This is a genomic window from Sphingopyxis sp. GC21 (assembly GCF_025727575.1).
GTDB classification, from domain to species: domain Bacteria; phylum Pseudomonadota; class Alphaproteobacteria; order Sphingomonadales; family Sphingomonadaceae; genus Sphingopyxis; species Sphingopyxis terrae_A.
In genome coordinates this window covers 702,865-727,406 of sequence record NZ_CP095845.1, presented here as the reverse complement: position 1 = coordinate 727,406, position 24,542 = coordinate 702,865, and the positions used below count along the sequence as shown (strand labels likewise).

13 protein-coding genes are annotated in these 24,542 nt (G+C 66.7%); 7 read left to right on the top strand and 6 right to left on the bottom strand.

What is annotated here, in order from left to right:
- Positions 1–4 precede the first annotated feature (4 nt).
- The 7 genes from MU856_RS03475 (at position 5) to MU856_RS03445 (ending at position 15,691) form a co-directional block, all read left to right on the top strand.
- Positions 5–2,092, top strand: coding sequence for an adenylate/guanylate cyclase domain-containing protein (locus tag MU856_RS03475; RefSeq protein ID WP_263588377.1), 2,088 nt, complete (start codon positions 5–7; stop codon positions 2,090–2,092).
- Positions 2,079–2,843, top strand: a complete 765-nt coding sequence (locus tag MU856_RS03470) for a hypothetical protein (protein WP_263588376.1) — start codon at positions 2,079–2,081, stop codon at positions 2,841–2,843. The genes MU856_RS03475 and MU856_RS03470 overlap by 14 nt, the downstream gene beginning before the upstream one ends.
- A gap of 177 nt (positions 2,844–3,020) precedes the next feature.
- Positions 3,021–4,814, top strand: a complete 1,794-nt coding sequence (locus tag MU856_RS03465) for a ShlB/FhaC/HecB family hemolysin secretion/activation protein (RefSeq protein WP_263588375.1) — start codon at positions 3,021–3,023, stop codon at positions 4,812–4,814.
- Positions 4,815–4,816: 2 nt separating this feature from the next.
- Positions 4,817–12,313, top strand: coding sequence for a hypothetical protein (locus MU856_RS03460; RefSeq protein ID WP_263588374.1), 7,497 nt, complete (start codon positions 4,817–4,819; stop codon positions 12,311–12,313).
- A gap of 52 nt (positions 12,314–12,365) precedes the next feature.
- On the top strand, positions 12,366–13,820 hold the full coding sequence (gene cysS / locus MU856_RS03455) for a cysteine--tRNA ligase (RefSeq protein WP_412072813.1): 1,455 nt from the start codon (positions 12,366–12,368) through the stop codon (positions 13,818–13,820).
- 76 nt (positions 13,821–13,896) lie between these two features.
- A complete protein-coding gene (locus MU856_RS03450; RefSeq protein ID WP_263588372.1) occupies positions 13,897–14,856 on the top strand; it encodes a D-2-hydroxyacid dehydrogenase in 960 nt (319 codons plus the stop codon).
- A gap of 73 nt (positions 14,857–14,929) precedes the next feature.
- Entirely contained in the window at positions 14,930–15,691 is a 762-nt protein-coding gene (locus MU856_RS03445; RefSeq protein WP_263588371.1) for a haloacid dehalogenase type II, read from the top strand.
- On the opposite strand, the gene MU856_RS03440 is transcribed toward MU856_RS03445, so the two are convergent.
- From MU856_RS03440 to pyk, 6 genes are all read right to left on the bottom strand, one after another.
- Positions 15,688–16,536: a metallophosphoesterase gene (locus MU856_RS03440; RefSeq protein WP_062902120.1), complete on the bottom strand. Its 849-nt coding sequence runs from the start codon at positions 16,534–16,536 to the stop codon at positions 15,688–15,690. The genes MU856_RS03445 and MU856_RS03440 overlap by 4 nt on opposite strands.
- A 38-nt stretch (positions 16,537–16,574) precedes the next feature.
- Entirely contained in the window at positions 16,575–18,512 is a 1,938-nt protein-coding gene (locus tag MU856_RS03435; protein ID WP_263588370.1) for a cytochrome c3 family protein, read from the bottom strand.
- Between the two features lie 10 nt (positions 18,513–18,522).
- A complete protein-coding gene (locus tag MU856_RS03430; protein ID WP_263588369.1) occupies positions 18,523–19,416 on the bottom strand; it encodes a hypothetical protein in 894 nt (297 codons plus the stop codon).
- Entirely contained in the window at positions 19,416–21,851 is a 2,436-nt protein-coding gene (locus MU856_RS03425) for a cyclic nucleotide-binding domain-containing protein (protein WP_263588368.1), read from the bottom strand. The genes MU856_RS03430 and MU856_RS03425 overlap by 1 nt, the downstream gene beginning before the upstream one ends.
- A 254-nt stretch (positions 21,852–22,105) precedes the next feature.
- Positions 22,106–22,879 carry an arginyltransferase gene (locus MU856_RS03420; protein WP_003039216.1) on the bottom strand — a complete coding sequence of 258 codons (774 nt, stop codon included), beginning with the start codon at positions 22,877–22,879 and terminating at the stop codon, positions 22,106–22,108.
- A 205-nt stretch (positions 22,880–23,084) separates the two neighbouring features.
- Positions 23,085–24,539 carry a pyruvate kinase gene (gene pyk, locus MU856_RS03415; RefSeq protein WP_003039219.1) on the bottom strand — a complete coding sequence of 485 codons (1,455 nt, stop codon included), beginning with the start codon at positions 24,537–24,539 and terminating at the stop codon, positions 23,085–23,087.
- Between the last annotated feature and the right edge of the window lie 3 nt (positions 24,540–24,542).

The window sequence follows — 24,542 nt, the reverse complement described above, 5'->3', positions numbered from 1 at the left end:
CCCGATGGCCGCGAGCATCGCCCCGGACGCCGCGCCCGACGCGATGCCAGCTGCCGACGGCCCGGCGGCGATCCCGCTGCGCAAGCGGGTCCGGCGTCTCGTCATGCAGCTCGGTCCGTCGCGGATGGCGGCGACGATCCTGTTCCTGATCGTCGCGACGCTGTTCGCGCGCTTCAGTTGGGACATGCCGCTCGTCAACGATGCCGAACGCGCGCTCTACGATGCGCGCGCGACCCTGATGGCACCGCATGTCGCGCAGGATCAGCGCATCGTCATGATCACCTATAATGACGAAACGCTGTTCAACACCGGCATCCGCTCGCCGCTCGACCGGACGCTGCTTGCGCGCGCACTCGCCAATATCGACCGCATGGGCGCGAAAGCGATCGGCATCGATATCGCTTTCGATTCGCCGCGCCCCGACGACGATCTGCTCAAGACGCAGTTGCGCGCCATGACGACGCCGACATGGCTCGCCTATGCCGAACAGGCGAGCAATCCGAACACCATCTTCTACGAACAGCAGAAATTCCTTCAGTCCTTCATCGCCGACGTGCGCACCGACAAGACCCGGCCGACGAGCGTCCTGTTCCGCACCGACGGCGACGGCGTGATCCGCCGTTGGCCCGACCGGCCGAAGACTCTGCCGCCGCTGATGGCGAATGCGCTGGCGCCGGTCGACGCCGCCCACGCCGATTATCAGGGCAATATCCGCTTCCTCCTTCCCGCCCGCGCCAATGCCGGACAGGAGGAACCGGTCTTCGCCAATATCCCGATCGACACATTTGCGGTGCCGATGGACGATGAAATGCTCGCCGGCCTCGCCGAGCTGGTGCGCGGACGCTATGTCCTGATCGGCGGCGACATCATCGACAACGACCAGTTCAACACGCCAATGAGCCGCTTTGTCGATCCGATCACCGGGCTGCACGAAACGATGATCGGGCTCGAAGTTCATGCGCATATGCTGGCGCAGCAACTCGACGGCGACTGGCCAGCGCCGGTGCCGGGGCCGTCGCTGTGGGTGCTGGCCATCCTCGTCGTCGTCGCCGGGGGACTGACCAGCCTGATCGACATGCGTGCGCGCTGGGTCGCGCTCGCCTTTCTGGGGCAGCTTGCCTTCTTCGTCGCCTTCCCTTTCTGGCTGCACCGCCACGGCATCGACACGACGACCCTGCCCGCCTTCGGCTGGGCGGTCGGCTGGCTGCTCGCCTATGCCGCGGTCGGCACCGCGGCGCGCACGATCGGCTCGCGTCAGCGCGCCTTCGCGCAGTCGGCGCTCGGCAAATATCTGCCTGTCGATGTCGCCGCGCAGATCATGCGCGATCCCGACCAGCTTTCGCTGCACGGCGAACGGCGCAACATCTATTGCGTCTTTACCGACCTCGAAGGTTTCACCAAGCTCAGCCATGCGGTGACGCCGGAGACGGTGGCGCGGCTGCTCAACGAATATCTCGACCGCCTGTCGGACATCGTCCTCGAACATGGCGGGACGATCGACAAATTCGTCGGCGACGCGGTCGTCGCCTTCTGGGGGGCGCCGATCAGCCGTCCCGACGATGGTGCGCGCGCGGCGGCGGCGGCGGTCGCCATGTATCAGGCGGGCGAGGCCTTTCGCGTCGATATGGCGGAGGGCGTGCCGCCGATCGGCATGACGCGCGTCGGCCTGCATGTCGGCGACGCGATCGTCGGCAATTTCGGCGGCGAGGATCGCATCCAATATACCGCGCTCGGCGACAGCATGAACACCGCCTCGCGCCTGGAGGCGGCGAACAAGAGCCTGAAGACCGGAGTCCTCATCTCGGCCGAAGCCGCCGAGCGCTCGGGGCGCGACGATCTGGTGCCGATGGGCCGGGTGACGCTGCGCGGGCGGGCGCAGCCGGTCGACGTCTTCACCCCGCGCGGCGACCTCAGCCCCGATCAGCGCGCCGCGATCGCCGCGCTGGTTGCCGCGCATGCGGCGGGCGATAAAAAGGCCTATGTGACCTGCGCCACAGCATTGGCGGCCGAATGGGGTAAGGATTTGTCCATCATGTTCCTGATCGAACGCCTGAACGATACCGACAAGGGAGAAAGCTATGTCCTTTCCTGACTTCCGGACCCGCCGCCTGGGCCTGACCACCGCCGCAGCCGCCATTGCCTTCGCGGTTGCCGGCACCGCCGCAGCGCAATCGATGGTCGTGCGATCGACCGGTCCGTCGGCGTCCAAATATCCGACCGGCGCAAAGCTGAAGGCCAGCGACAAGCTGACCCTGGTGGCGGGCGACAAGATCGTGCTGATGCAGGGCGGCAAGACGCGCACCCTGTCGGGGCCCGGCACCTATGGCGCCAGCGGCCCGATCCAGTCGAACCAGACGATGGGCAGCGCGGTGACGCGGATGCTCGCCAGCGGCCCGTCGATGCGATCGCGCGGCGGGTTTTCGCGCGGTCCCGACGAACCCAAGCCCGCCGAACTGCGTGCGCCGAACCTGTGGTTCATCGACTATCGCGAAGCCGGCACCTTCTGCGTCGCCGATCCCGCGACGCTGATGCTGTGGCGCCCCTATATGGACACCGACGAGCTTCTGAAGATCGAACAGGACGGCAAGACGCAGACCGTTGCTTTCGTCGTCGGCGCCAATTTCCGCAAATGGCCGTCCGATGCGATGCCGGTCAAATATGATGTCGATTATCGCCTGTCGGGCGGTGGTCTCAGCGCCCCCGTCACCATCCGCTTCAAGCCGATGGGAGAGGTGCCCGCGACCCCCGACGCGTCGGTCGATGCGCTGATGGCAAAGGGCTGCACCCCGCAGCTCAACCGGCTCGTCGACACGATGGGGGAAGCCGAAGCGAGCGGCGGCTGAACGCACGGCTGGCGGGCATTGAAGGGGCCGCGCCGGTCTGATATTTGTTGCAGACTATGCGGCCGGATAGAGCCGCAAGTCCTTTCCTTGGGTCGATAAATTGGTCTAGCTGCCCGTGGGGGCGGCAGGATCGCTGGAGCGCGTTCGAAAACGCCTGCGCTCGGGGTTGGGGGTAATATGACGGTCAAGGGCGACAGGACAGGTTTCGGTGCGGCGCTCGCCGGTTCGGTGGCGATCGCCGCCTTGATGGCGCCGGCCGCCGCATCGGCGCAAAGCGCGCCGCCGGTCCCGACGCGCGAGGAAATCGACCGCAGCGCGCCGCCGCCGATCGCCCCCGCGGGCGAGCGCGTCGTGTCGGCCGACGACAGTATCGAACACGCCCCCTGCCCCCTCGCCGCGCCCGAATTCGCCAATGTCCGGGTGACGCTGCGCAGCGCCGAATTCTCCGCCGCGCCGGGGATCGACACCGCCATGCTCGCGCCCGCCTGGTCGGACAAGGTCGGCCAGGATCTGCCGATCGCGGTCGTGTGCGACATTCGCGACCGCGCCGCGACGCTGCTGCGCGCCAAGGGCTATCTCGCCGCGGTGCGCGTCCCGCCTCAGACAATCAGCGACGGCACCGTCCGCTTTGACATTCTCTCGGCACGCCTTGCGCGCGTCGAAGTGCGCGGCGATGCCGGCAGCAACGAGCGGCTGCTGCAACGCTATCTCGCGCATCTCGACGATGCGCCGATCTTCAATGTCGAGGATGCCGAGCGCTATCTGCTGCTCGCGCGCGACATCCCCGGCCTCGATGCCCGGCTGACCTTGCGTCCCGGCAATGCGCCCGGCGAAGTGATCGGCGAGGTCACGGTCACGCGCACGCCGTTCGCTTTCGACGCCAATATCCAGAATTTCGGGTCGCACGACGTCGGCCGCTGGGGCGGCATGGTCCGCGCGCGCGCCGCCGGCCTGACCGGCTTGGGCGACCTGACGACCGTCAGCCTGTATTCGACCGCCGATTTCGAAGAGCAGCAGGTGCTGCAACTGTCGCACGAAATGCGTGTCGGCGGCGGAGGTCTGCGGCTTGGCGGCAGCTATACCTATGCATGGACGCGCCCCGATGTCGCGACGCTGCCGCTGAAATCGCATACGCAGATCATCAGCCTGTTCGCCGGCTATCCGCTCGTGCTGACGCAGGCGAAGCGAATTCAGATCGGCGGCGGGCTCGACATCATCGATCAGGACATCGCCATCGGCGGCGTCCCCCTCAACCGCGATCGCGTGCGCGTCTTCAACCTTCACATAGATGGCAACTGGACCGATCCGGCATCGATCGCGGGCCGGCACGGCTACACCCCGGCCGAGCCGCGCTGGGCCTTCGGCGCCTCGCTCGAAGCGCGCCAGGGCGTCGATTTCCTGGGCGCCAGCAAGGACTGCGGCCCCGGCGGCACGGCCTGCTTCCTGCCCGGCGCGGTTCCGCTTACCCGGATCGAGGCGAAGCCCGATGCCTTCGTGCTGCGCGCCAACGCACAGGCCGACTGGCGACCGACGCCCAAATTCACCCTGTCGGTGGCGCCGCGCGCGCAATGGGCGAGCGATCCGCTCGTCGCCTATGAAGAATTTTCGGGCGGCAATTTCACCGTCGGACGCGGTTTCGACCCCGGCACGGTGATCGGCGACAGCGGCGTCGCGGTGACGACCGAGGCCCGCTACGGCTCGTTCGTCCCCGCCAATACCAAGGCGCTTGCCATCCAGCCCTTCGCCTTTTTCGATGCGGCATGGGTCTGGAACAAGGACAGCAGCTTCAACGGCCTGAATCCGCAAAAGCTGTTCTCCGCCGGTGGCGGCGTGCGGCTTGCCTATGGCACGCTCGGCCGGCTCGACATGACCGTCGCGGTGCCGCTGAACCGGCCGGCGCTGATGGCGCAAAAGCCCGACCCGCGCTTCCTGCTGTCCCTGACGACGCAATTCGGTGTGAGGGCTCGTTGATCATGCAATTCGAACCGGAAACGACCGCCATGCGCAAAACCGCAAACACCAGCCTTCCCGCCGCACGGACGGCGAAGCGCCACTTGTTGCAGGGCTGCGCGATTGCCGCGGGCCTTGCCGCGCTTGCCTATGGCGGGCCGGCGCTGGCGCAGGTCGCCGGGACGGGCACCGTCGTGAGCGGAAGTGCGACCATCTCGCCGCCCGGACCCGGTGCGACAACCGTGACCACCGGCGGATCGCAGACGATCATCAATTGGGTTCCGACCGACAACGCTCCGACCGGCGGCGACATCGACTTCCTGCCGGCCGGCAACGTCTGGAATTTCAGCGGCAACGGCAATTATGTCGTGCTCAACCGCTTCGTGAACGGATCGGGTGGGTCGCTGAGCCGGCAGATCGCGCTGAGCGGCACGATCAACAGTTTCGATTCATCCGTCAGCGGGCCAGGCGGCAGCATCTGGTTCTACAACGCCGGCGGCATCCTGCTGAACAGCGGCAGCGCGATCAACGTCGGCAGCCTTCTCCTCACCGCCAACGATATCGACACGACCGGCGGTCTTTTCGGACCGGGGGGCGAAATTCGCTTTCGCGGCGCGTCGGGCAGCACCGCCGCGATCCGCATCGACGCAGGCGCCTCGATCACCGCCGACATGGGCGCGGCGGGCGGCAGCTATGTCGCACTCGTCGCCCCACGCATCGTCCAGGACGGCATCGTCAACGTCAACGGGTCGGCGGCCTATGTCGCCGCCGAACAGGCCGACATCCGCATCAATGCGGGCCTGTTCGACATCAACGTCCTGACCGGCGCCGAGGGCGGTCAGGTCATCAGCCACAGCGGCGTCACGACGGGACCGGAACAGCAGGTCAGCGGCAGCGCCCAGCGCATCTATATGGTCGCCATTCCCAAGAATGACGCCGTATCGATGCTCGTGTCGGGCCAGATCGGCTATCAGGACGCCGTTTCGGCGGTGACCGATTCCGACGGCGCTGTCGTCCTGTCGGCGGGCTATAACATTACCGGGGGCGCGATCGACACCGCACCGGCGAACAGCGTCGGGGCCAATATCACGGTCAATGACACGCTGTTCCGCAGCCGCACGATCGCGCGCGCGAGTGGCGATTTTCTGGGCCAGCCCATCGATACGATTCCGCCGGTCGGCGGAGCCTTCGTCCCGCCGCCGCAGCTTGGCCGGATTCTCGTTCAGGGCAATGCGCTGTTTGAGGGCGACAACAGCGCGACGATCAACGTCGGCGCGGTTCAGGCCGTGGGCGCGACCGGCCAGTTCATCGTCCGTTCGAAAGCGGCCTCGGCAATCACCGTCGACGGCGGACGGCTGGCGGCGGGCACCGACATCCTCGTGTCGGCTTCGCGCGATGCCAATGTCGTGACCGGCGTTGGCGAGGGCGGCAATGCCAGTCTGACCGTCCTCAACGGCGGCAGCGTGTCGGCCAATAGCGCGACGGTCAGCGCGCGCGGTCTGGGCGGATTTTCCGACAGCGGCGCCGGCGGAACCGGGATCGGCGGAACCGCAAGCATCAGCGTCAGCGGTCCCGGCAGCGCATTGAATGTCGGCTCGTTGATCGTCGATGCCGGCGCGCTCGGCGGCGGCGCCTACGTCGGGCAAAGCGGCCCTACCGTCGCCGACGACAGTGGCGACGGCCAGGGCGGGACAGCCACGCTCGATATATCCGACGGCGCCACGGTTCAGGCCAGCAACTTCGTTCGCGTGACCGCCGATGGTCAGGGCGAGACCGGCCTTGTCCGCTCGGGCGACGGCGCAGGCGGGACGGCGCGGATCACCGCTGGCGGGCCTGGCACGACCTTTATATCGAGTTCGACCGACATCAATGCGCAGGGTTTTGGCGGCGGAAGCCAGTCGAGTTCGAGCGGATCGATCTTCTCCGCCTCCGCCGGAAACGGCGTCGGCGGCACCGCGTCCTTCAGCGCGAGCGGTGACGATTCGACCCAAATCGCGCCGGGGAACCTCTATCTGTCGGCAAGCGGCCTCGGCGGGGGCGCCAATGCGGCCACCGGGCCGCAAGGCGGCGACGGCACCGGCGGCGATGCGTCGGTGTCGGCCGATGGCGCCTTCACCCTCGATCTCAACTCGCTGATCGTTCTCGCCAACGGCGAAAATGGCGGCGCCTCGAGTTCGGGCGGCGATACGGGCGTCTCCGGGGACTCGCAGGGCGGCACCGTCAGCCTGTCCGCAAGCAACGGCGCGACGATCGCCAGCACCTTCTATATCCAGCTCGACGCCGGCGGCGTCGTTTCAAGCAGCGAGAATATCGGCAACGGCCAGGGCGGCGGCGTTCGCATCGACGCGACGAACGGCGGGTCGATCACCACCGACGGCATGCTGCAGATGACCGCCGACGGCGGCAGCTTCGGCGGCTTCACGGTGGCGACGAGCGGCGGCACCGGCGACGGCGGCAACATCCTCATTAATGCCGACGGCGGATCGGTGGGTGCCGGCTACTATTATCTGACCGCCAACGGCAGCTCGGCCAATTCGGCAGGCAGCACCGGCGCCGCGCAGGGTGGCAACATCGACCTGTTCGCCCGCGGGGGCGGTAGCATCAGCGCCACCGACCCCAGCCAGTTCAGCAGCTTCAATGCCGATGGGCAGAGCGGCAACAGCGTCGGCGGTGCCAATGGGTTCGGCGGTTTCATCGGGCTTCACGCCGACGGCGGCACGATCGATCTTGCCGGAACGATCCGGCTGTCGATGGGCGGCTATTCGGGCGGCAACACCGATCCCGCCGGCGGCGCGATCCCGGTGGGCCTCGGCGGCTCTGCGTTGATCGAGGTGCTGAACGGCGGCACTATGACGCTGGGCGATTTTGAGGCCGATGCCGAGGGGAGCGGCTATGGCAATGTCGAATCGCCCGGCGGAGCGGGCATTGGCGCGGCCAATGGCGTCGGCGGCGATGTCGTCATCACGCTGAGCGACGGCACGCTGAGCGCAAGCCGCTTCGCCCTGTCGGCCAACGGTTTCGGCGGCCAACCCGGGTCCGGTAGCGGCACCGGCCAGGGCGGCACCATCAGCTATACGCAGACCGGCGGCGATGCGAGCTTCGGCGACATGTCGATTACCGCCAACGGCTATGGCGGCTCGACGCTGACCGGCACCGGCAACGGTATCGGCGGCACCGCGACCATGACCCTGTCGGACGGCAGCTTCAGCGCCTCGACCGCGGCCGCCTATGCCGAAGGCGTCGGCGGCGAAGGCAATTATGGCTATGACGATTTCTCGAACCCGGTTCAGCCTGCGGGCAATGGCGGCGATGGACAGGGCGGCACCGCGACGATCGTCATCGACGGGCCGATCGCGATCGATGCCGGCACGCTGGCGGCTTATGCGGGTGGCCGCGGCGGCAGTGGCGGGGATTTCAGCAGCATCGGCGTCGCGGTCGGCAACGGCGGCGATGGCGGTGCGGGCACGGGTGGTCAGGCATCGATCACCGTCACCGACGGGTCGATCGACACCGGCGACCTGATTGCCGACGCCGGCGGGATCGGCGGCAATGGCGGCAACAGCTATGATTCCGGCAGCTTCGGCGCCCCTGCGGGTATCAGCGTCGGCGGCCGCGGCGGATCCGGCACCGGCGGGACGGCAACGATCAACCTCGCAGCGACGGTCGGGGTCGCCAACACGCTGGCCGCGCGCGCGACGGCGTCGGGCGGGCTTGGCGGCTATGGCTCGGTCGGCAACGACGGCGGCGCGGCGACGGGCGGCCTTGCCCAGTTTATCGTGACCGATTTCGACGCCGGGCCGCTCGGCGTCATGCTCGACGCTTCGGCGCTCGGCGGCGGCGGCGGCACCGGCAATGACGGCGCGGGCGGCGATGGCGGCGCGGCAACCGGCGGCACCGCGCGCGTCGAGGCGACGGGCGCCAACGGCGCGGCGTCGATCACCCAGGCCAATTTCATGGCCAGCGGCACCGGCGGACGCGGCGGCGACGGCAATTCCAGCTTCTTCCTGAACCCCGTCGGACCCGATGGCGGCAAGGGCGGCGATGGCACCGGCGGCACGATCGAAGCTGTCGCGAGCGAGAATGCGACGCTCACCCTCGCCGGCGCGAACGGCGGGCCGGTCACGCTGGCGAGCGGCGGCACCGGCGGCGATGGCGGCAACGGCGCTTTCAATGGCGAAATACCGGGCAGCACCGGCGGCGATGGCGGCGATGGCGGGGCGGGTTCGGGCGGCGTCGTCCATCTGCTTGCCAATGGCGGCACGGTCAGTTCGGCGGGTGCGCCGGTCACCATCAGCGTTGCCGGCACATCGGGCAACGGCGGCATCGGCGGCGACGGCAATGTCGACGCGGGCGGCAATGGCGGCAACGGCGCGAACGGCGCGATCTTCGCCGACCGCGGCGGGCGTATCGTCATCGAGGCGCTGGCAACCCAGTCGGGCCCAGGCGCGATGGACCTTGGCGATACGACGCTGGTCGCAAGCGGCGCGCTGGCCGGGCGGATCGAGATCCGCACCGACGGCACCATCGACTTCGCCAGCCTCGACGCCGAAACCTACGGCATCTCCGATCCGACGAACAATGACACCGACGTTGCGACAAGCGGTATCTTCGTCGCGACGACCGATGGCACCATCAATGTCGGTGGCAACGCATCGCTGCGCAGCGACGGCTCGGTCGGCGTCTATGGGCAGGCGGCGGGGTTGTTCGACATCACGGGCAATCTGACCATCGAAGCTGGCGACCAGATCGATATCCGCCACGATTTCGGCGAAGGCACGCCGCCGACGATCCGCGCCGGTGGCGATTTTACGGCGACCGCGGGATCGGGCATCAGCGGCGCGACCGGTTCTTTCCTGATCGCGGGCGGCGACCTGTCGTTGACGGCGTCCAACGGCGCGATCGGCGTCGATCGGCTGCAGGGAAGCAATATTTTCGTGACCGCGAGCGGTGCGGGATCGGTCGAACATGCCGAAGCGGACAATGATTTCATCGCCAGCGCGGCAAGTTTCCGTACCGGGCTCAATTCAATCATCACCGGCGGCAATATCATCATCACCGCACCCGGCGCGGTCGATCTCGGCAATTCCACTGCCGGCGGCTATGTCTCGGTCGACGGGGTCTCGATCCAGTTCGCGAATATCGGCGCGGGCGGCTTCGTCACGCTCAACGCCTCGGGCACTGCGCCGGGGGCCGAAGGTATCGCCGGCGGATCGATCGACGCGGGCAGCTCGATCAGCCTCTCCGGCAACAGCATCGCACTCACCGGCCCCGTCACCGGCGCCGGGCCGCTGTTCGCGACGGGCACCGGCGGCGCGGTTAGCATCAGCGATGCCGATGTCGCAGGGTCGATCGTCGTCGCCGCGGTGGGCAATATCAGCGGGAGCTATGTCTCGGGCGGCGACATCCTGCTGACGTCGGATGCGGACATCAACGTATCGGCGACGGCCAATGGCGGCTATGCCGATGCGGCAACCGGCGCGATCGCCGACGGCAATGTTTTCGCCGATGCAGCGGGCAACGCCACGCTGACCGACAGCGGTGCGGCGCGTATGTTCGGCGTCAACGCGGGACAGGCGGCCACGGTCACCAATGCGACCGCCGGCGAGGATCTGCTCGCCCTTGCCGGTACGACCGCCAATCTGACCAATGTCACGGCGGGTGACGACATCGACGTCCGCGCCGCCGGAACGGTGATCGCGAACGGGCTCGACGCCAACGGCACCGGACTCGACGGCTTCCTGATCAACTATGTGCCGGGGAACGGTTTTACCATCGGTCAGGGCGAAGGCACGTCGAGCATCGACGGGTCGGACATCGATATCACATCGTCGGCGGCATCGATCGACGCGACCAACCTTTCGGCGGGCGACGATATCCTGCTGTCGGCGGCGACGACGATCGCCCTTGACGGCGGCACGACGCTGGGCCTCGGCATCACCGGCGGCGACAGCAGCATCCGCACGCAGGGAGGCGATACGGTCCTCACCAACCTCGACGCGTTCGACGACATCGTCGCGACTTCGGCGGGTGCGATCAGCGGCGACGCCATCGCTGCAGGCCGCAATCTCGCGCTGACGGCCGTCGATGCCATCGATTTCGGCGCCATCACCGTGGGCGGGACGACCACCCTCACGAGCAGCGACGGCGCGATCGGCGTCGATGCGCTCAACGCCGCCGGGCCGATCACGGCGAGCGGCGACAGCATCGACATTCGCGGCGGCGCGATGCAATTCGCGTCGCTTGCCGCCAATGTCGGCAATGCGCTGATCCGCTCGACCGGCAATCTTTCGATCGCAAGCGGCAGCGTGGCGGGCAGCGCCGATCTCGCGGCGACAGGCGGCAGCATCGCCCTGACCGACCTGTCGGCGGGCGGCGACCTCAACGCGACCGCAAGCGGCGCCATTCAGGTCGATGGCATCGTCAGCGGTCCGCGCATCGCGCTGGCGTCGAACGATATCGTGATTGCCGGACAGGGCCGCGTCGGGACCGCCGGCACCACGCAGAGCCTGACTCTCACGAACAATGGCGCCACGCCCACCTTCGTCGGCGGCAACGGCACACAGAACGGCTATCACGCCGACGCGACCGAAATGACGCGGCTGTTCGCGACGAACATCACCGTCAACGCGCCCAACGGTGCAGCGGCGACCGACCTGATCGTCGACAGCTTCACGCTGGCGGGCAATTCCAATCTGGGCGCGGCGGGCTCGCTGACGCTCCAGACGCCGGGGCGGGCACGCGTGATCGGTGCGGTCGAACTGACCGGCCTGACGAGCGCAAACCGGCTGACGCTTTCGGGCGACGATCGTGTCGAGATCATTCTGGGTCAGGGCAGCATCCGTCTTTCGGCGAATGGCGCTCCCGAAGGCGTGCTGGATCTGCGCGGAAACGATATCTTCGTCGCCACCGCGGCGGCCATCACCGATGTCGAAGCAGCGACCTCGACCAGCGCGATCGACACGCGCCTCGCACAGAATGACGGCGTCACCAGCGACGAAGGCACTTTGTTCGCCGGCGGCATCAACGTCACGACCTCCCGCGGCTTCTATGTCCAGAACAGCGGTGCCGGGACCGACTACGCACAGCGGCGCGGGCTGTCCTTCGCTGCGGGCGGGCTGAACGTCGATGCGCCGTCTTCGGGCGTGCGGATCGTCATCAACGGCGTCCGGCTCGGCGCCAACGGGCAAGTCACCGGGCTCGACACCATCCCGTTCCTCACCGTGAACGGTTCGACCCCGACCAGCGGCACGATCGACATGCGGTCGACCTTCAACGGGTGCCTGATCATCAGCACCGGCGGCTGCACCTTCATCGATCCCGGCAACCAATTCCCCGTGCAGGATGTCGTCGAGGACGAGGTTGGCGGCGATGGTGATGGTGACGGCGACGGCGGCGGCACCGGCTTGCCCGTGCCGCTCATCACGATCCGCGGCATCGAGCCGCTGAGCGGCGCGCCGCTGCTCGACGATCCGGTCACCGGCGCGGGCAACGACGATCTGTGGACGCCGACGACGCCCTGACGCGCGTGTGCACAGTTGACGCCGACGGGCGGGCCGGGGCATGGGCGCGGTCATGACCGATACCCCCGCCCCCGCTTCCGGCGCACCGCTGCGGCTGTTCAACAGCCTGACGCGCCAGTTGGAGCCCTTCGCGCCCGTCCACCCCGGCGAAGCGCGCGTCTATTCGTGCGGGCCGACAGTCTATAATTATCCGCATATCGGCAACATGCGCGCTTATGTCTTCGCCGACACGCTGGGCCGGACGCTGACCTACAAGGGCTACAAGCTAACCCACGTCATCAACATCACCGACGTCGGCCACCTGACCGACGACGCCGATGCGGGCGAGGACAAGCTGGAAAAGGCGGCGGCCGAACGCGCCCAGTCGATCTGGGACATCGCGCGCCATTATACCGAGGCTTATTGGGCCGACATCAAGGCGCTGAACATCCGCCAGCCGGCGCATTGGTCGATCGCCACCGACTATGTGCCGCAGATGATCGACTTCGCGAAGGCGATCGCGGACAAGCATTGCTACGAACTCGACAGCGGTCTCTATTTCGACACCACGAGTGTGGCCGACTACGGCCGCCTCGCGCGTCACGGGACTGACGAAGGCGAAAGCCGGATCGACCCCGTCGACGGCAAGCGGCATCCGGCCGATTTTGCCATCTGGCGCAAGACGCCGCCGGGCGAAACGCGCCAGATGGAATGGGATTCGCCCTGGGGCCGCGGCGCGCCGGGCTGGCACCTCGAATGTTCGGTAATGTCGGAGGCGTTGCTCGGCTTTCCGTTCGACATCCACACCGGCGGCATCGACCATCGCGAAGTCCACCACCCGAACGAAATCGCCCAGAACCAGGCGCATAGCTGCTCGGCCGACAGCGGCGCGCGGATGTGGATGCACAATAATTTTCTCGTCGAACGCAGCGGCAAGATGTCGAAGAGTTCGGGCGAATTCCTGCGTCCGCAATTGCTGATCGACAAGGGCTACCACCCCCTCGCCTACCGCCTGATGTGCCTGCAAGCGCATTATCGCAGCGAGCTGGAATTTTCGTGGGAGGGTTTGGGCGCGGCGCTCACACGGCTCAAACGGCTGGTGATGGGCGTCGCTCCCGTGCGCGACATTCCCGCCGCAGCGGTAGAAGATCGCCGACTGACCGAACTGCTCGGCAAGTTCGACGCCGCCATCTCGGACGACCTCAACACCTCGGTCGCGTTGACGCTGCTCGAAGACGTCATCGCGATGAAAAAGACCGATGCCGGACAAAAGCGCGCCGCGATTGGGACCATCGACGCGGTTCTGGGCATCGGTCTTCTGGATCTGCTGCGCGAAGATCTGCGCATCCGCCCCAAAGCAGCGACGATCACGGACGAGGAAATAGAAGCCGCCCTCGCCCGCCGCAAGGAAGCGCGCGCCGCGAAGGATTTCGCCACGTCCGACAAGCTCCGCGACGAATTGATCGCCGCGGGCGTCGAGGTGATGGACGGCGATCCGCTCGGTTGGGATTGGCGCCTCGGCGAATAAGTTTCGCCTCCCGCTTGCGGGCGGCATCGGACATCGCCATGATCGGTTGCAAAATCGAACGGAAGAGATGCCCACAATGACCAAGACCGTCACCGTCCTGTCCGGCCTGATCCGCCCGCTGGTCGAAGGCCGCCTGCCCGATTGGGTCGAGCCGCGCTTCTTCGCGACGAAGGATGAGGCGATGGCGATGGCACCCGAGGCCGAGATCGGCTGGTTCGACATGTACGACAAGGACGACATGGCGGAAACGATCACCGCCGCGACGCGGCTGAAATGGCTCAACTCCATCTATGCCGGGGTCGATGGCATGCCGCTCGATCTGCTCGCGGAGCGCGGGACGGTCGTCACCAACGGCGCCGGGATCAACGCGATCACCATCGCCGAATATGTCGTGATGGGAATGCTGACCGTGGCCAAGGGCTATCGCGAGGTCGTGCGGGCGCAGGATCGCCGCGAATGGCTGATGGATTCGCCAGGCAAGGTCGAACTGTTCGGATCGAAGGCGCTGCTGCTCGGCTATGGCGCGATCGGCAAGCTGATCGAGGAGCGGCTGAAGGGCTTCGCGGTCGATGTGACCATCGTGCGCCGCTCGCCCCCTAAAGATTCAGGCGGCCCCAACACGCTGACGCCCGACCAGTGGCGCGCGAAACTGGGCGACTTCGACTGGGTGATTCTGGCGGTTCCGGCGACGCCCGAAACCGATGGCATGATCGGCGCCGCCGAACTTGCTGCGATGAAGCCGACCGCCACGCTCGTCAACATCGCGCGCGGCAGCGTGGTCGATCAGGATGCGCTGGTCGCGGCGCTCGACGCGAAGCAGATCGCCGCCGCCTTCCTCGACGTGACGACCCCCGAGCCGCTGCCCGCCGACGATGCGCTGTGGAGCCTCGACAACGCGCATGTCACGATGCACCTGTCGGGCCGCGCGCAGGACAAGATGTTCGTCCGCTCGGCGCAGCGCTTCCTTGAAAATCTGGATCGCTGGCACAAGGGTGAAGCGGTCGGGCCGCGGGTCGACCTGACCCTGGGTTATTGATCGCCCGCGCCGTCACCTTTCGATCCTTTCGCGCGAATGGGAAGAGACCTCTCCCGTCGCGCAAAGGATTGCCATGCTCCCCGTTCTTCCTCGCCGCACCTTGCTGATCGGCGCCGCGGCTTCGACCGTCGCCACCGCGCTTCCCTCGCGCGCCGCCGCGGCCGCGCCGATCCGCGCGATCGGCTTCGACGGATTTCCGATATTCGACCCGCGCGGCGTTGCAGCGCGCGTCAAAGCCATCGTCGGCGACAAGGGGGAGGCCTTTGCGGCCCAATGGTCGGCCAAGCTGTTCGGCTATAGCTGGCTCGAAACCGCCGCCGGCCGTTACCGCGATTTCCGCACGACCGCCGACGCAGCGCTGCGGCACACCGCCGCAGCGATGCAGGTAACGCTGAGCGACGCCGAACGCGCGACGCTTGTCGGCGCGTACGATGCACTCGACGTCTGGCCCGATGTTCGTCCGGCGCTCGAAACGCTGCGCGGCGCCGGAATTCGACTTGCCTTTCTGTCGAACCTCGGCGCCGACTCGCTCACCGCCAATATGCGGCGCAACGACATCGCCCATTATTTCGACCCGCCGCTGAGTACCGACCGCGTGAGCGCCTTCAAACCGTCGCCCAAGGCCTATGCGATGGCGCTCGACGCGTGGGACATTCCGCGCGAACAGATCGGCTTTGCGGCGTTCGGCGGGTGGGATGCGGTGGGCGCGACCTGGTTCGGCTATCGCACCGCCTGGGTCAACCGCTTCGGCGTCCCCGCCGAACCGCTGGGCGTCGAACCGGCGATCACGAGCCGGGGGATCGAGGGCGTGCTTGCCCTTGCCGGTCTCGCCTAAGCCGGCCTTTCCGCCTTCAGTTCGCGCACCAGCGGCTGCAGCCTCGCGTCATATTTGGCGAGCATCGTGTGCGCGCCGGCATGGTCATAAAAGCTGACGAGCTCACGGCCGTTCCAGCGATGGAGCGCATAGGCCGGATCTTCGGCCACGATCATCGGGCGGTCGTCGGGATGATTTTCGTCGATAGGGCGCAGGTCGAGCGACACTTGCGGCGCGGTCGACGAACAGATCGCGACCGTTCGCCCCTCCCACGCCACGGTAACGCTGCGATGCAAATGGCCGCATATCAGGCCGCGGACATGGGGATGGCCGCGCACGACATCGGTGAAGCGATGCACCCATGGTTCGTCGGGATGGGTGTTCATCCACTCGATGCCGCTCTCGACCGGCGGATGATGCATGACGATATAGGTCGGCTTGGCAGTATCGCGGCCGAGCTCGGCGTCGAGCCATGCGGCGCGCGCGTCGCAAAAGGCGCCGCCGTGGCGCCCTTCCTCCAGCGTGTCGATCGTGACGAGCCGCACGTCGGGCAATTCGATCGCATATTGCACAAAACCATTGCCGTCGTCGAAGCCCGGAAACTGCGCGTGGAAATTGTCGCGCAAATCATGGTTGCCGACGCTCGGCCAGACCGGAAAGGGGCAGCGCGAAAAGGCGGTGGCGAGCCGGCGATAGCTGTCGGCATCGCCGCGATCGGTGATATCGCCGGTCGCGAGCAACAGGTCGGGCCGGTTTGGGCCCTCGATGAGCACGTCGAGCACATCGTCGAGCCGCTTGCGGTTATATTCGGCCGGATTGTCCGGATCGAACCCGATATGGATATCGGTGATCTGGGCGATCAGCATATCCGTCCCCTGCTCGGCCTCTGGCGGCCTTCAATATCTCACCCGCCCCGCCTTGCCCCGTGCAAGGAAGGTGTGCGCCACGTCACATCATAAAGGCCCCGCCCCTCGGTGCCTGTGATCAGGCTCACATCATAGATAGCAGCCAGAGGTTTATGCGTGATTGCCGCGCTGTTAACCTTCCGCTGACGGGCGGGCATCCAGGGTTTGCCGCCGTCCGAATGATATTCGTGGCACATGGCGCACGGCGATTCGGTCGCGGTCTCGACCTTCACCAGCCGCGCGCCGCCCTCGCCCACATGGCAGTCGCGGCACTGGCGCAGCCCCGGCACCAGCAGGTCGCTGGCCGCCTTCGAACCCGGCGCGGCGGTATGGCAGTCGGCGCATTTCGTCGCCTTGTGCGCATCGTGATCGAACCAGCCCTTTTCCAGATAGCGCGGGGTCTGATTCACCGCCATCACCCGCCAATTGTTGCCCGATGCGGGGGCAAAAATCGTGTGGCAGTCGTAACAGGCCCCGCCCTTGGAGAAGACCGCGCGCACCGCATCGGCGGCGCGATTGGGCCGCACCGCGACCTCGCGGAAATAGATATTGTAAAGCTGACCCTCGGCATATTGGCCGGGTCGCCGCCGTTCCATGCCGCCGAGTTGCAGCGGCCGGCTCGGCGGGGTCGAGCGATAATAGGCGTAGAGGTCCGCCACGACCTGATCGGGCTCGCCATGGCGCAGCGTGCGGGTGACGCCGCCGACGGTTTCGAAGGCCAGGCTGTGGCACATCGCACAGTCGCGTTCCATCACGACGGGTTTGATCCGCACCCCGTCGGCATCGGGCCGGTGGCAATTCTGACATTCGAGCTTCTTGCCGAAATCATATTGGCCGCGGAAACTTGCCGCCATCCGTGCCACCCCGCCGTTGGCGGCGAGATGGACGTCGTGCGGAAATTTCAGGCCGTCATAATCGACCAGCGACCCCGTGCCGGGCATCGCGCGCGCCGGTTTGGCGCCCGGCGCCGCGCGGACGAGTGGGCGGAATTCGGGGTGCGCGGTGCCGAAATCGCCCGCATCGGCGACATCGACCTTGAAGCCCGCCGCCTTGAGCCGCGCGGCCATGCCGTCGTGGCAATCGGCGCAGAATTTCTGCGGCGTCGGCGGCATCGGCCCCGCGCCTTCATGCTCGGTGTGGCATTCGACGCAGCGCCCCTGCGGCTTGTTGAACGCCTTGGCGAAGCCGGCGAGGACTTTCTCGCCGACACCCGGCGGGTGCCGCGCGGCGAGCAGCATCGCGGTCGAGGCATCGGCATGGCTCGCGCTCATCGCCTTATGCTCGCCGGTATGACATCCGACGCACGCCTTGTCGGTCACCGCGACGAACGCATCGACATGGCACGCCTGGCAATCATTCTTCAGGCTGGCGTGTGCGCTCGACAGCGGCCCCGACAGCCACGCCTTGTCGGCATGATAGCCCTGCGGGCGGACATCGACGCTGCGATAGCTGTGCCAGGCCCAGATCGGCCCAACCAGAAAGGCGAGCAGCACGACCAGCGCAAAGGCCCAGGCGCCCATGCGGCGCCCCGGCATCACCGCGGCGAGCGAAAAGGCCCGGGCCTCGTCGACATCCTTCGACGATTGCGACAGTTCGTCGATCCGCTCGACGAGAAGGATAATATTCTCCCCTTCGCGCGCGATCGTCAGCCGGTGACCGCCAAAGCGCAGTTCGGCCCCCGCCGCGCTGTCGATGTCGGCGGTGTCGAGCGTCCGGCCGTTGAGGTCGAACCCCAGCCCCTCGCTCGCCTGCACCCGCACATGGCGGCCGTCGGCGCTGTTGATCGTCGCATGCTGCGGGTTCACTGCCAGATCGGCGACGTGGATCGTGTTGCCGCCGTCGCGGCCCAGCGTGATGCTGGTGCCCGGCAGCGGCTGATCGCGAACGATCTGCTTGCCCGTCTTGGTCGTTGATATGCGGCGCAGGATGAAGCTCATGATCCCCGCCTCACCAGTAAAAGAAGACGCTGATGATATGTGCCGACAGCGCCGCGATCAGCGCGAAGGTCAGCGGCACATGCACATAGAGCCAGATCTCCAGCATCGCCCGGATGCGCAAATGCGCGCGCAGACGCGCCAGTGCGGCTTCCTTTTGCGAAAGCAGTCCGATGACCTTCTGCCGCGCGTCGGGGTTGCCCCCGTGCGAAAGCGACAGCGCGCGCAGCGCCGCCGCCGTCGCGTCCTTCGGATAGCGCCCGGAAAGACGCGCCCTGATACCTCCCGCAAAGGGATCTTCGTCGAGCGAGGCGAGCACCGGTGCGGTATCCTCCGGCGACAGCGGCTGCGCGGCGGCGTGCAGCTGGCGGTCGAAGGCGCGGATCGCCTCCAGCATCTGCATCTGCGTCATCTCGTCGCGATTGTTCGATAGAGCGGCGGGCAGCGTCGCATAGACGATCACGCCATAAAGCCCCGACAATATGACTAGCATCATCAGCGCCCAGGCGAGCGTGTGGACGTTCCAGCCGAGCTGGAAACCCGTGTGCCAGGTGCCGATGATGATCAGGCTCAGCCCCAGATAGACATGCGCCGACGTCCACGCCTTCAGCGACCAGGCATCGCGCGTCATCTTGCGCTTGCGATAGCCGAGCGCGGTGAGCCAGAGGATCAGCAGCGCGCCGATGGTGCCGAGCGTATAGCCGTACCAGCTTCCGCCATTGGGCCGCGGCGTCACGTCGATCAGCGCATAGGAGGTGATGACGAGCAGGCAGAGGCCGCCCGAAATCTTCGCCCAGCGGAAATTGGCGTAGCGCAGAAAGCCCTCATGCTTGCGCTCGCGGACGCGTTCGGTCTGGGTGGCCCGGTTGCGGCGGCCCAAAAGCCTTCTGGGAAACAGACTCGCCATCAGCCCGCATCCTCCTCGAGCCGCGCGATCGACAGAAAATCTTCGGGCGACACGCGGATCGCGGCGCCCGTCGGACAAGCGCGCACGCAGGCGGGCCCGCCCGCGATGCCCTTGCACATGTCGCACTTCACCGCGATTTTCTTGGGCTTTTCATCGCCGAGCTTTTTCTTGGTCCATTTGGGCGACGGCTCGCCCGGCCCCGGCCCCTTGCCGAAGAGCAGCCAGCTAAGCAGCCCCGGCTTCGGCGGCGGCGCGGCCTCCATGCGGATCACGCCATAGGGACAGTTGCGCATGCAGTTGCCGCAGCCGATGCAGCCCGGTTCCATGAATACCTCGCCGTCGGGGCCACGGTGGATCACGTTCGGCGGGCAGTCGGCCATGCAATGCGGATGTTCGCAGTGACGGCAGCTTGTCGGCACATGCAGATGCGCGAAGGTCTTGCCCGCCTCGCGGTCGAGCCGCGACAGTCCCTCGTGGCTGTCGGCGCAGGCCTTTTCGCAATTGTCGCAGCCGACGCACAGATTTTCGTCGATCAGCAGCGCATCGGTCGCCTCGCCCAGCCCCTCCTTCATGATGAAGCTGGCGGTGTCCGAATAAAGATCGACCGCGCTCGAATAGCTCGCCTTGCGCGATTCGATGAAGGCGTTCATCGCCGCGCGTTCGGCGACCGCCGCCTCGGTCGCGGCGCGCACCTGCGGCCGCGCGGCGAGCATCTTGCGAAAGCTTTCGCCGGTCAGCTTGATGACCTCGCTGCCGACCGCGGCCTTGACCGTCGCATTGCGCGGCTCGCCGCTGAGCACGCCCATCTCGCCGAAATAGCTGCCGGCGGGCAGATAGCGCAGGAAGATCGGCTTGCCGCCGATATCCTTTTCGACGACCATCGAGCCTGACCGGATGACATAGACATCGTCGCCCTGCTCGCCTTCGGTCACGACCACCTTGCCCGCGGGCACGCGCACGACCTCGGCCTGGTCGACGACCTCCTGCAGATCGTCGACGGTCAGGCCGCCCTTGAAGATTTGCAGCAACTGGCGTTCGAGCGAGATGCGGTTGATGACGCGCTTCGCCCCCGGCACCGCGGCCATCAGCTTGAGCGCGGCGGTGCGCGACACCTCGACGAAGATGCTGTCCTCGCCGGCGCGGATCGTCGCGCCGCGCTTGCGGCCCGAGATCAGCCCGACCTCGCCGAAGATCGACCCCTGTTCGATCGGCACCGTGACGCCGGGCGCCACTTCCACCTCGGCATGACCGTCGGCGATCGCAAACAGCGACGATCCCGGCTCGCCCTTTTCGAACACCACCTCGCCGCGGCGATAGAAGGCGACCTTCGAATCGAGCATGAATTCGCGCATCTGCAGCGGCGACACATCGGCGAAGATGCGGACCCGCGTCCGCAGATAGTCGAGCCATTCGCTGACCGATTTTTTCTGCGGCAAATCGGCAAAGATCGCCGCCAGATCCTTTTCGTCGGCGGGGGTCAGCGCGCTGTTGCCGTTGATGAACTCGACGACGTCATAGCCCTGGTTCATGCAATGCTTGATCAGCGGATAGCCCGCGAGCGCGCCGATCACGAAAATGCCCGGAACGGTCGATTCAAAGGTCGGGGACAATTTGGGAAAGGCTTCGCGGTCCGGGCCGGTAAATTCGATCCCCATCGATTCGACGAAGCCGCGCGGCGCGACCGACCCCAGCCGCGCGACGATCACGTCGCATTCGATCCGCTCGTCGCCGTTCGGCGTTTCCAGCGTCAGCCAGCCGGGCTCGACCAGCTTGGGCTGCGTTTCGGTGCGGATCGACAGAAAGCCGTTCTCGCCCGCCTCCATCATGTCGGAGACATTCTTCGCCTTGGCGCGCGCGAAATCCTTCGACCGGTTCAGAATGGTGACGGTGTTTTCCAGCGCTTCCTCGGCAACGCCGAGCGCATTCTCGATCCCCGCGTCGCCCGATCCGACCACGGTGATATGCTGGTTCTTGAAATCCTCGGGATCGTCGACCTGATAGATGATGTGCGGCAGATCATATCCGTCGCAGCGCAGGCGATTGGGATTGCCCTGTGTGCCGATGGCGAGGACGATATTTTCCGCCGCGATCACCGCGCCCTTGGCGGTCTTGATCGAAAAGGCGCCCTTCTGCCCCGATACCTCGACGACCTCGGCCTGATAGGCGACATTGACGCCGTTGTTCGCGGCATCCTGATCCCAATTGCCGAGGATCGTCTCGCGCGCGCCCTCGGCGAACCGGCAGTCGGACCGCAAATCGAGCCGTTCGGGCGTCGCGAGGACGCGCTTGCCCTTCTGATATTTGAAGATCGTATCCGAAAGATGGTCGGTCTTTTCCAGCAGCACATGCGCCAGCCCGAGCTGCGCCGCGCGCGCCGCAGCGCTCAGGCCGGCGGGGCCCGATCCGATGATCGCGACCTTGACCGCCTCGCTCACGCGCGATTGCTCCGCGATCCGCCGTCGCGCCCGTCGCCGTTGCTGCAGATGACCATGCGCACCAGCATCCCTTCCCCCTCTCGCCGGCCCCATTTGGCGATCAATTTACGGATGCGACCCGGACTTATGTCCTGGAAGCCTAGCTATGCCCCTGAATGCGGGAAAAGGTCAATGCGGGAAAAGGTCAACCGGCGACGCGCGCGCGGCGGCCGGCGAACTTGATTTTCGAAGCGACAATGCCGCGTCTTGGGCGGTCAGGCGATCTCGAACATCGCCGCAATGCGATCGGAGGCCACCGGCTCGCACCGCGTCCAGCCTTCCGGCCCCAGCTTTTCCAGCGGGCGGAAGCGCGCCTTGTACGCCATGCGGGCCGATCCTTCGATCCAATAGCCCAGATAGACATAGGGCAGCCCCGCCTTGGACGCGCGGCGGATATGATCGGCGATGATGAAGGTGCCCAGCCCCTCGCGCAGAGGATGGGCGGCATCGAAGAAGCTGTAGATCATCGACAGGCCGTCGCCCTGACGGTCGGTCAGGCAGCAGCCGACGAGCCGGCCGCGCGAACCGTCGGTGGTCGGCTCGCGATATTCGATCATATAGCTGTCGACCGGAGTCTGCTCGACCATGTCAGCAAAATCCTGTTCATCCATATCGGCCATGCCGCCATCGGGGTGGCGCGCGCCGAGATAGGATCGCAGCAGCGCATATTGCTCCTCGGTCGCCCAGGGTTTGCACGCGGTAACGACCAGATCGGCGTTGCGGCGGATCGTCCGCTTCTGCGATCCGCTCGGCTTGAACTCGCCTGCACAGACGCGCACCGACACACAGGCGGTGCAATCGGCGCAGCTTGGGCGATAGGCGACCGACTGGCTACGACGAAAGCCGATCCGGCCCAGCGCGTCGTTCAACTCATTGGCATTATTGCCGCTCAGTTCGGTGAAAACCTTGCGCTCGGTCTTGCCGGCCAGATAGGGGCACGGCGCCGGGCTGGTCACGAAAAAGCGCGGAAAACGGAACGGTGCGGACACGCGGGCTCAACCTCCGGATTTGCAGAAGCGCCCCCACCGCGGTGCGCCGTCGCCTTCGTTCCAGCGACTATGCCGCGCACGGTCAATGGTGCAAAGTCCATTTACCATTTTAAAGCGTCTCGAACTGAATCAGCGCGAAAATTTTCTGAATCCGCCGCTAACTCTTGTCTCGATTTGAATCGACTCGGCCGCGCCGGCGTCCGGTTCAGCTATAGCCGCGCAGTTCGTCGCCGGTCAGCGTCGCGACGTGCAGCACATTGGTCGAACCCGGCGTCCCGAAGGGCACCCCCGCCATCATCACCAGCTTGGCCCCCGCCTTACCGATGCCGTGGCGCAGCGCCATGCGCTTGCCCTTGGCGATCATCTCCTCGAAACTGCCGATATCCTTGGTCGGCACCGCATGCGCCCCCCACAGCAGCCCCATGCGCCGCGCCGCATCGCGCTTCGGGGTCAGCACGAGCAAAGGCGCATTCGGCCGCTCGCGCGCGACGCGGCGCGCGGTCGATCCCGATGCGGTGAAACAGATGATCGCATCGGCGGCGATCGTCTCGATGATGCTGCCCGCGGCCTCGGCCAGCGCATCGGCGGTGGTCGCATCGGGCTGCGTCTCGGTGAAGTGCAACCGCCGGTAATAGTCGGGATCGCTTTCGACCGAGCGCGCGATCGAATCCATCATCGTCACCGCCTCGACCGGCCAGGCGCCCGCCGCCGTCTCGGCCGAGAGCATGATCGCGTCGGCGCCGTCATATATGGCGGTCGCGACGTCGGACACTTCGGCGCGGGTCGGCGTCGGCGAGACGATCATCGATTCGAGCATCTGGGTCGCGACCACGACCGGCTTGCCCATCCGCCGCGCCGCCGCAACGATCCGCTTTTGCAGCGGCGGCACCGCCTCGGGCGGCAATTCGACGCCCAGGTCGCCGCGCGCGACCATCGCGGCGTCGGCGATCTCCAATATTTCCTCCAGCCGCGCGACCCCGGCGGGCTTTTCGAATTTGACGAGCAGCGCCGCCTTGCCGCCGATCAGCCGCCGCGCCTCGGCAACATCCTCGGGCCGCTGGACGAAGGAAAGCGCGATCCAGTCGACATGCTGGTCGAGCGCGAAGGCAAGGTCGCGGCGGTCCTTTTCGGTCAGCGCGGCGAGCGGCACGACCACGTCGGGGACGTTGACGCCCTTGCGGTCCGAAATCTTGCCGCCGACCTCGACCAGCGTCTCGATGCGGTCGGGGGCGACGCTCTTGACGCGCAGCACCAGCTTGCCGTCATCGACCAGCAGGCGCGTTTCGGGTTCGAGCGCGGCGAACAGTTCGGGATGCGGAAGGTGGACGCGGCTGGCATCGCCCGGCGCCTTGTCGGTATCGAGAACGAAGGTGGCGCCTGTCGCCAGTTCGGCCGGCCCGTCGCGAAAGGTGCCGACGCGCAGCTTCGGCCCCTGCAGGTCGACCAGGATCGTCGTGGGCCGCCCCGTTTCCTTTTCCAGCGCGCGGATCGCCGCGATGACCTTGGCATGGCCTTCATGGTCGCCATGGCTCATGTTGACGCGAAAGGCGTCGGCGCCGGCGCGGTGCAGTGCGGCAATCATTTCGGCATTGGCGCTCGCGGGACCGAGCGTGGCAAGAATACGCACCTTGCGCTGGCGGGGGGTAAAGCTCTGGACCACGAT

Excerpts from the sequence above, each read along its gene's own strand:
- MU856_RS03475 (WP_263588377.1), top strand. The coding sequence starts at position 5 with ATGGCCGCGAGCATCGCCCCGGACGCCGCGCCCGACGCGATGCCAGCT.
- MU856_RS03470 (WP_263588376.1), top strand. The coding sequence starts at position 2,079 with ATGTCCTTTCCTGACTTCCGGACCCGCCGCCTGGGCCTGACCACCGCC.
- MU856_RS03465 (WP_263588375.1), top strand. The coding sequence starts at position 3,021 with ATGACGGTCAAGGGCGACAGGACAGGTTTCGGTGCGGCGCTCGCCGGT.
- MU856_RS03460 (WP_263588374.1), top strand. The coding sequence starts at position 4,817 with ATGCAATTCGAACCGGAAACGACCGCCATGCGCAAAACCGCAAACACC.
- cysS (WP_412072813.1), top strand. The coding sequence starts at position 12,366 with ATGACCGATACCCCCGCCCCCGCTTCCGGCGCACCGCTGCGGCTGTTC.
- MU856_RS03450 (WP_263588372.1), top strand. The coding sequence starts at position 13,897 with ATGACCAAGACCGTCACCGTCCTGTCCGGCCTGATCCGCCCGCTGGTC.
- MU856_RS03445 (WP_263588371.1), top strand. The coding sequence starts at position 14,930 with ATGCTCCCCGTTCTTCCTCGCCGCACCTTGCTGATCGGCGCCGCGGCT.
- MU856_RS03440 (WP_062902120.1), bottom strand. The coding sequence starts at position 16,536 with ATGCTGATCGCCCAGATCACCGATATCCATATCGGGTTCGATCCGGAC.
- MU856_RS03435 (WP_263588370.1), bottom strand. The coding sequence starts at position 18,512 with ATGAGCTTCATCCTGCGCCGCATATCAACGACCAAGACGGGCAAGCAG.
- MU856_RS03430 (WP_263588369.1), bottom strand. The coding sequence starts at position 19,416 with ATGGCGAGTCTGTTTCCCAGAAGGCTTTTGGGCCGCCGCAACCGGGCC.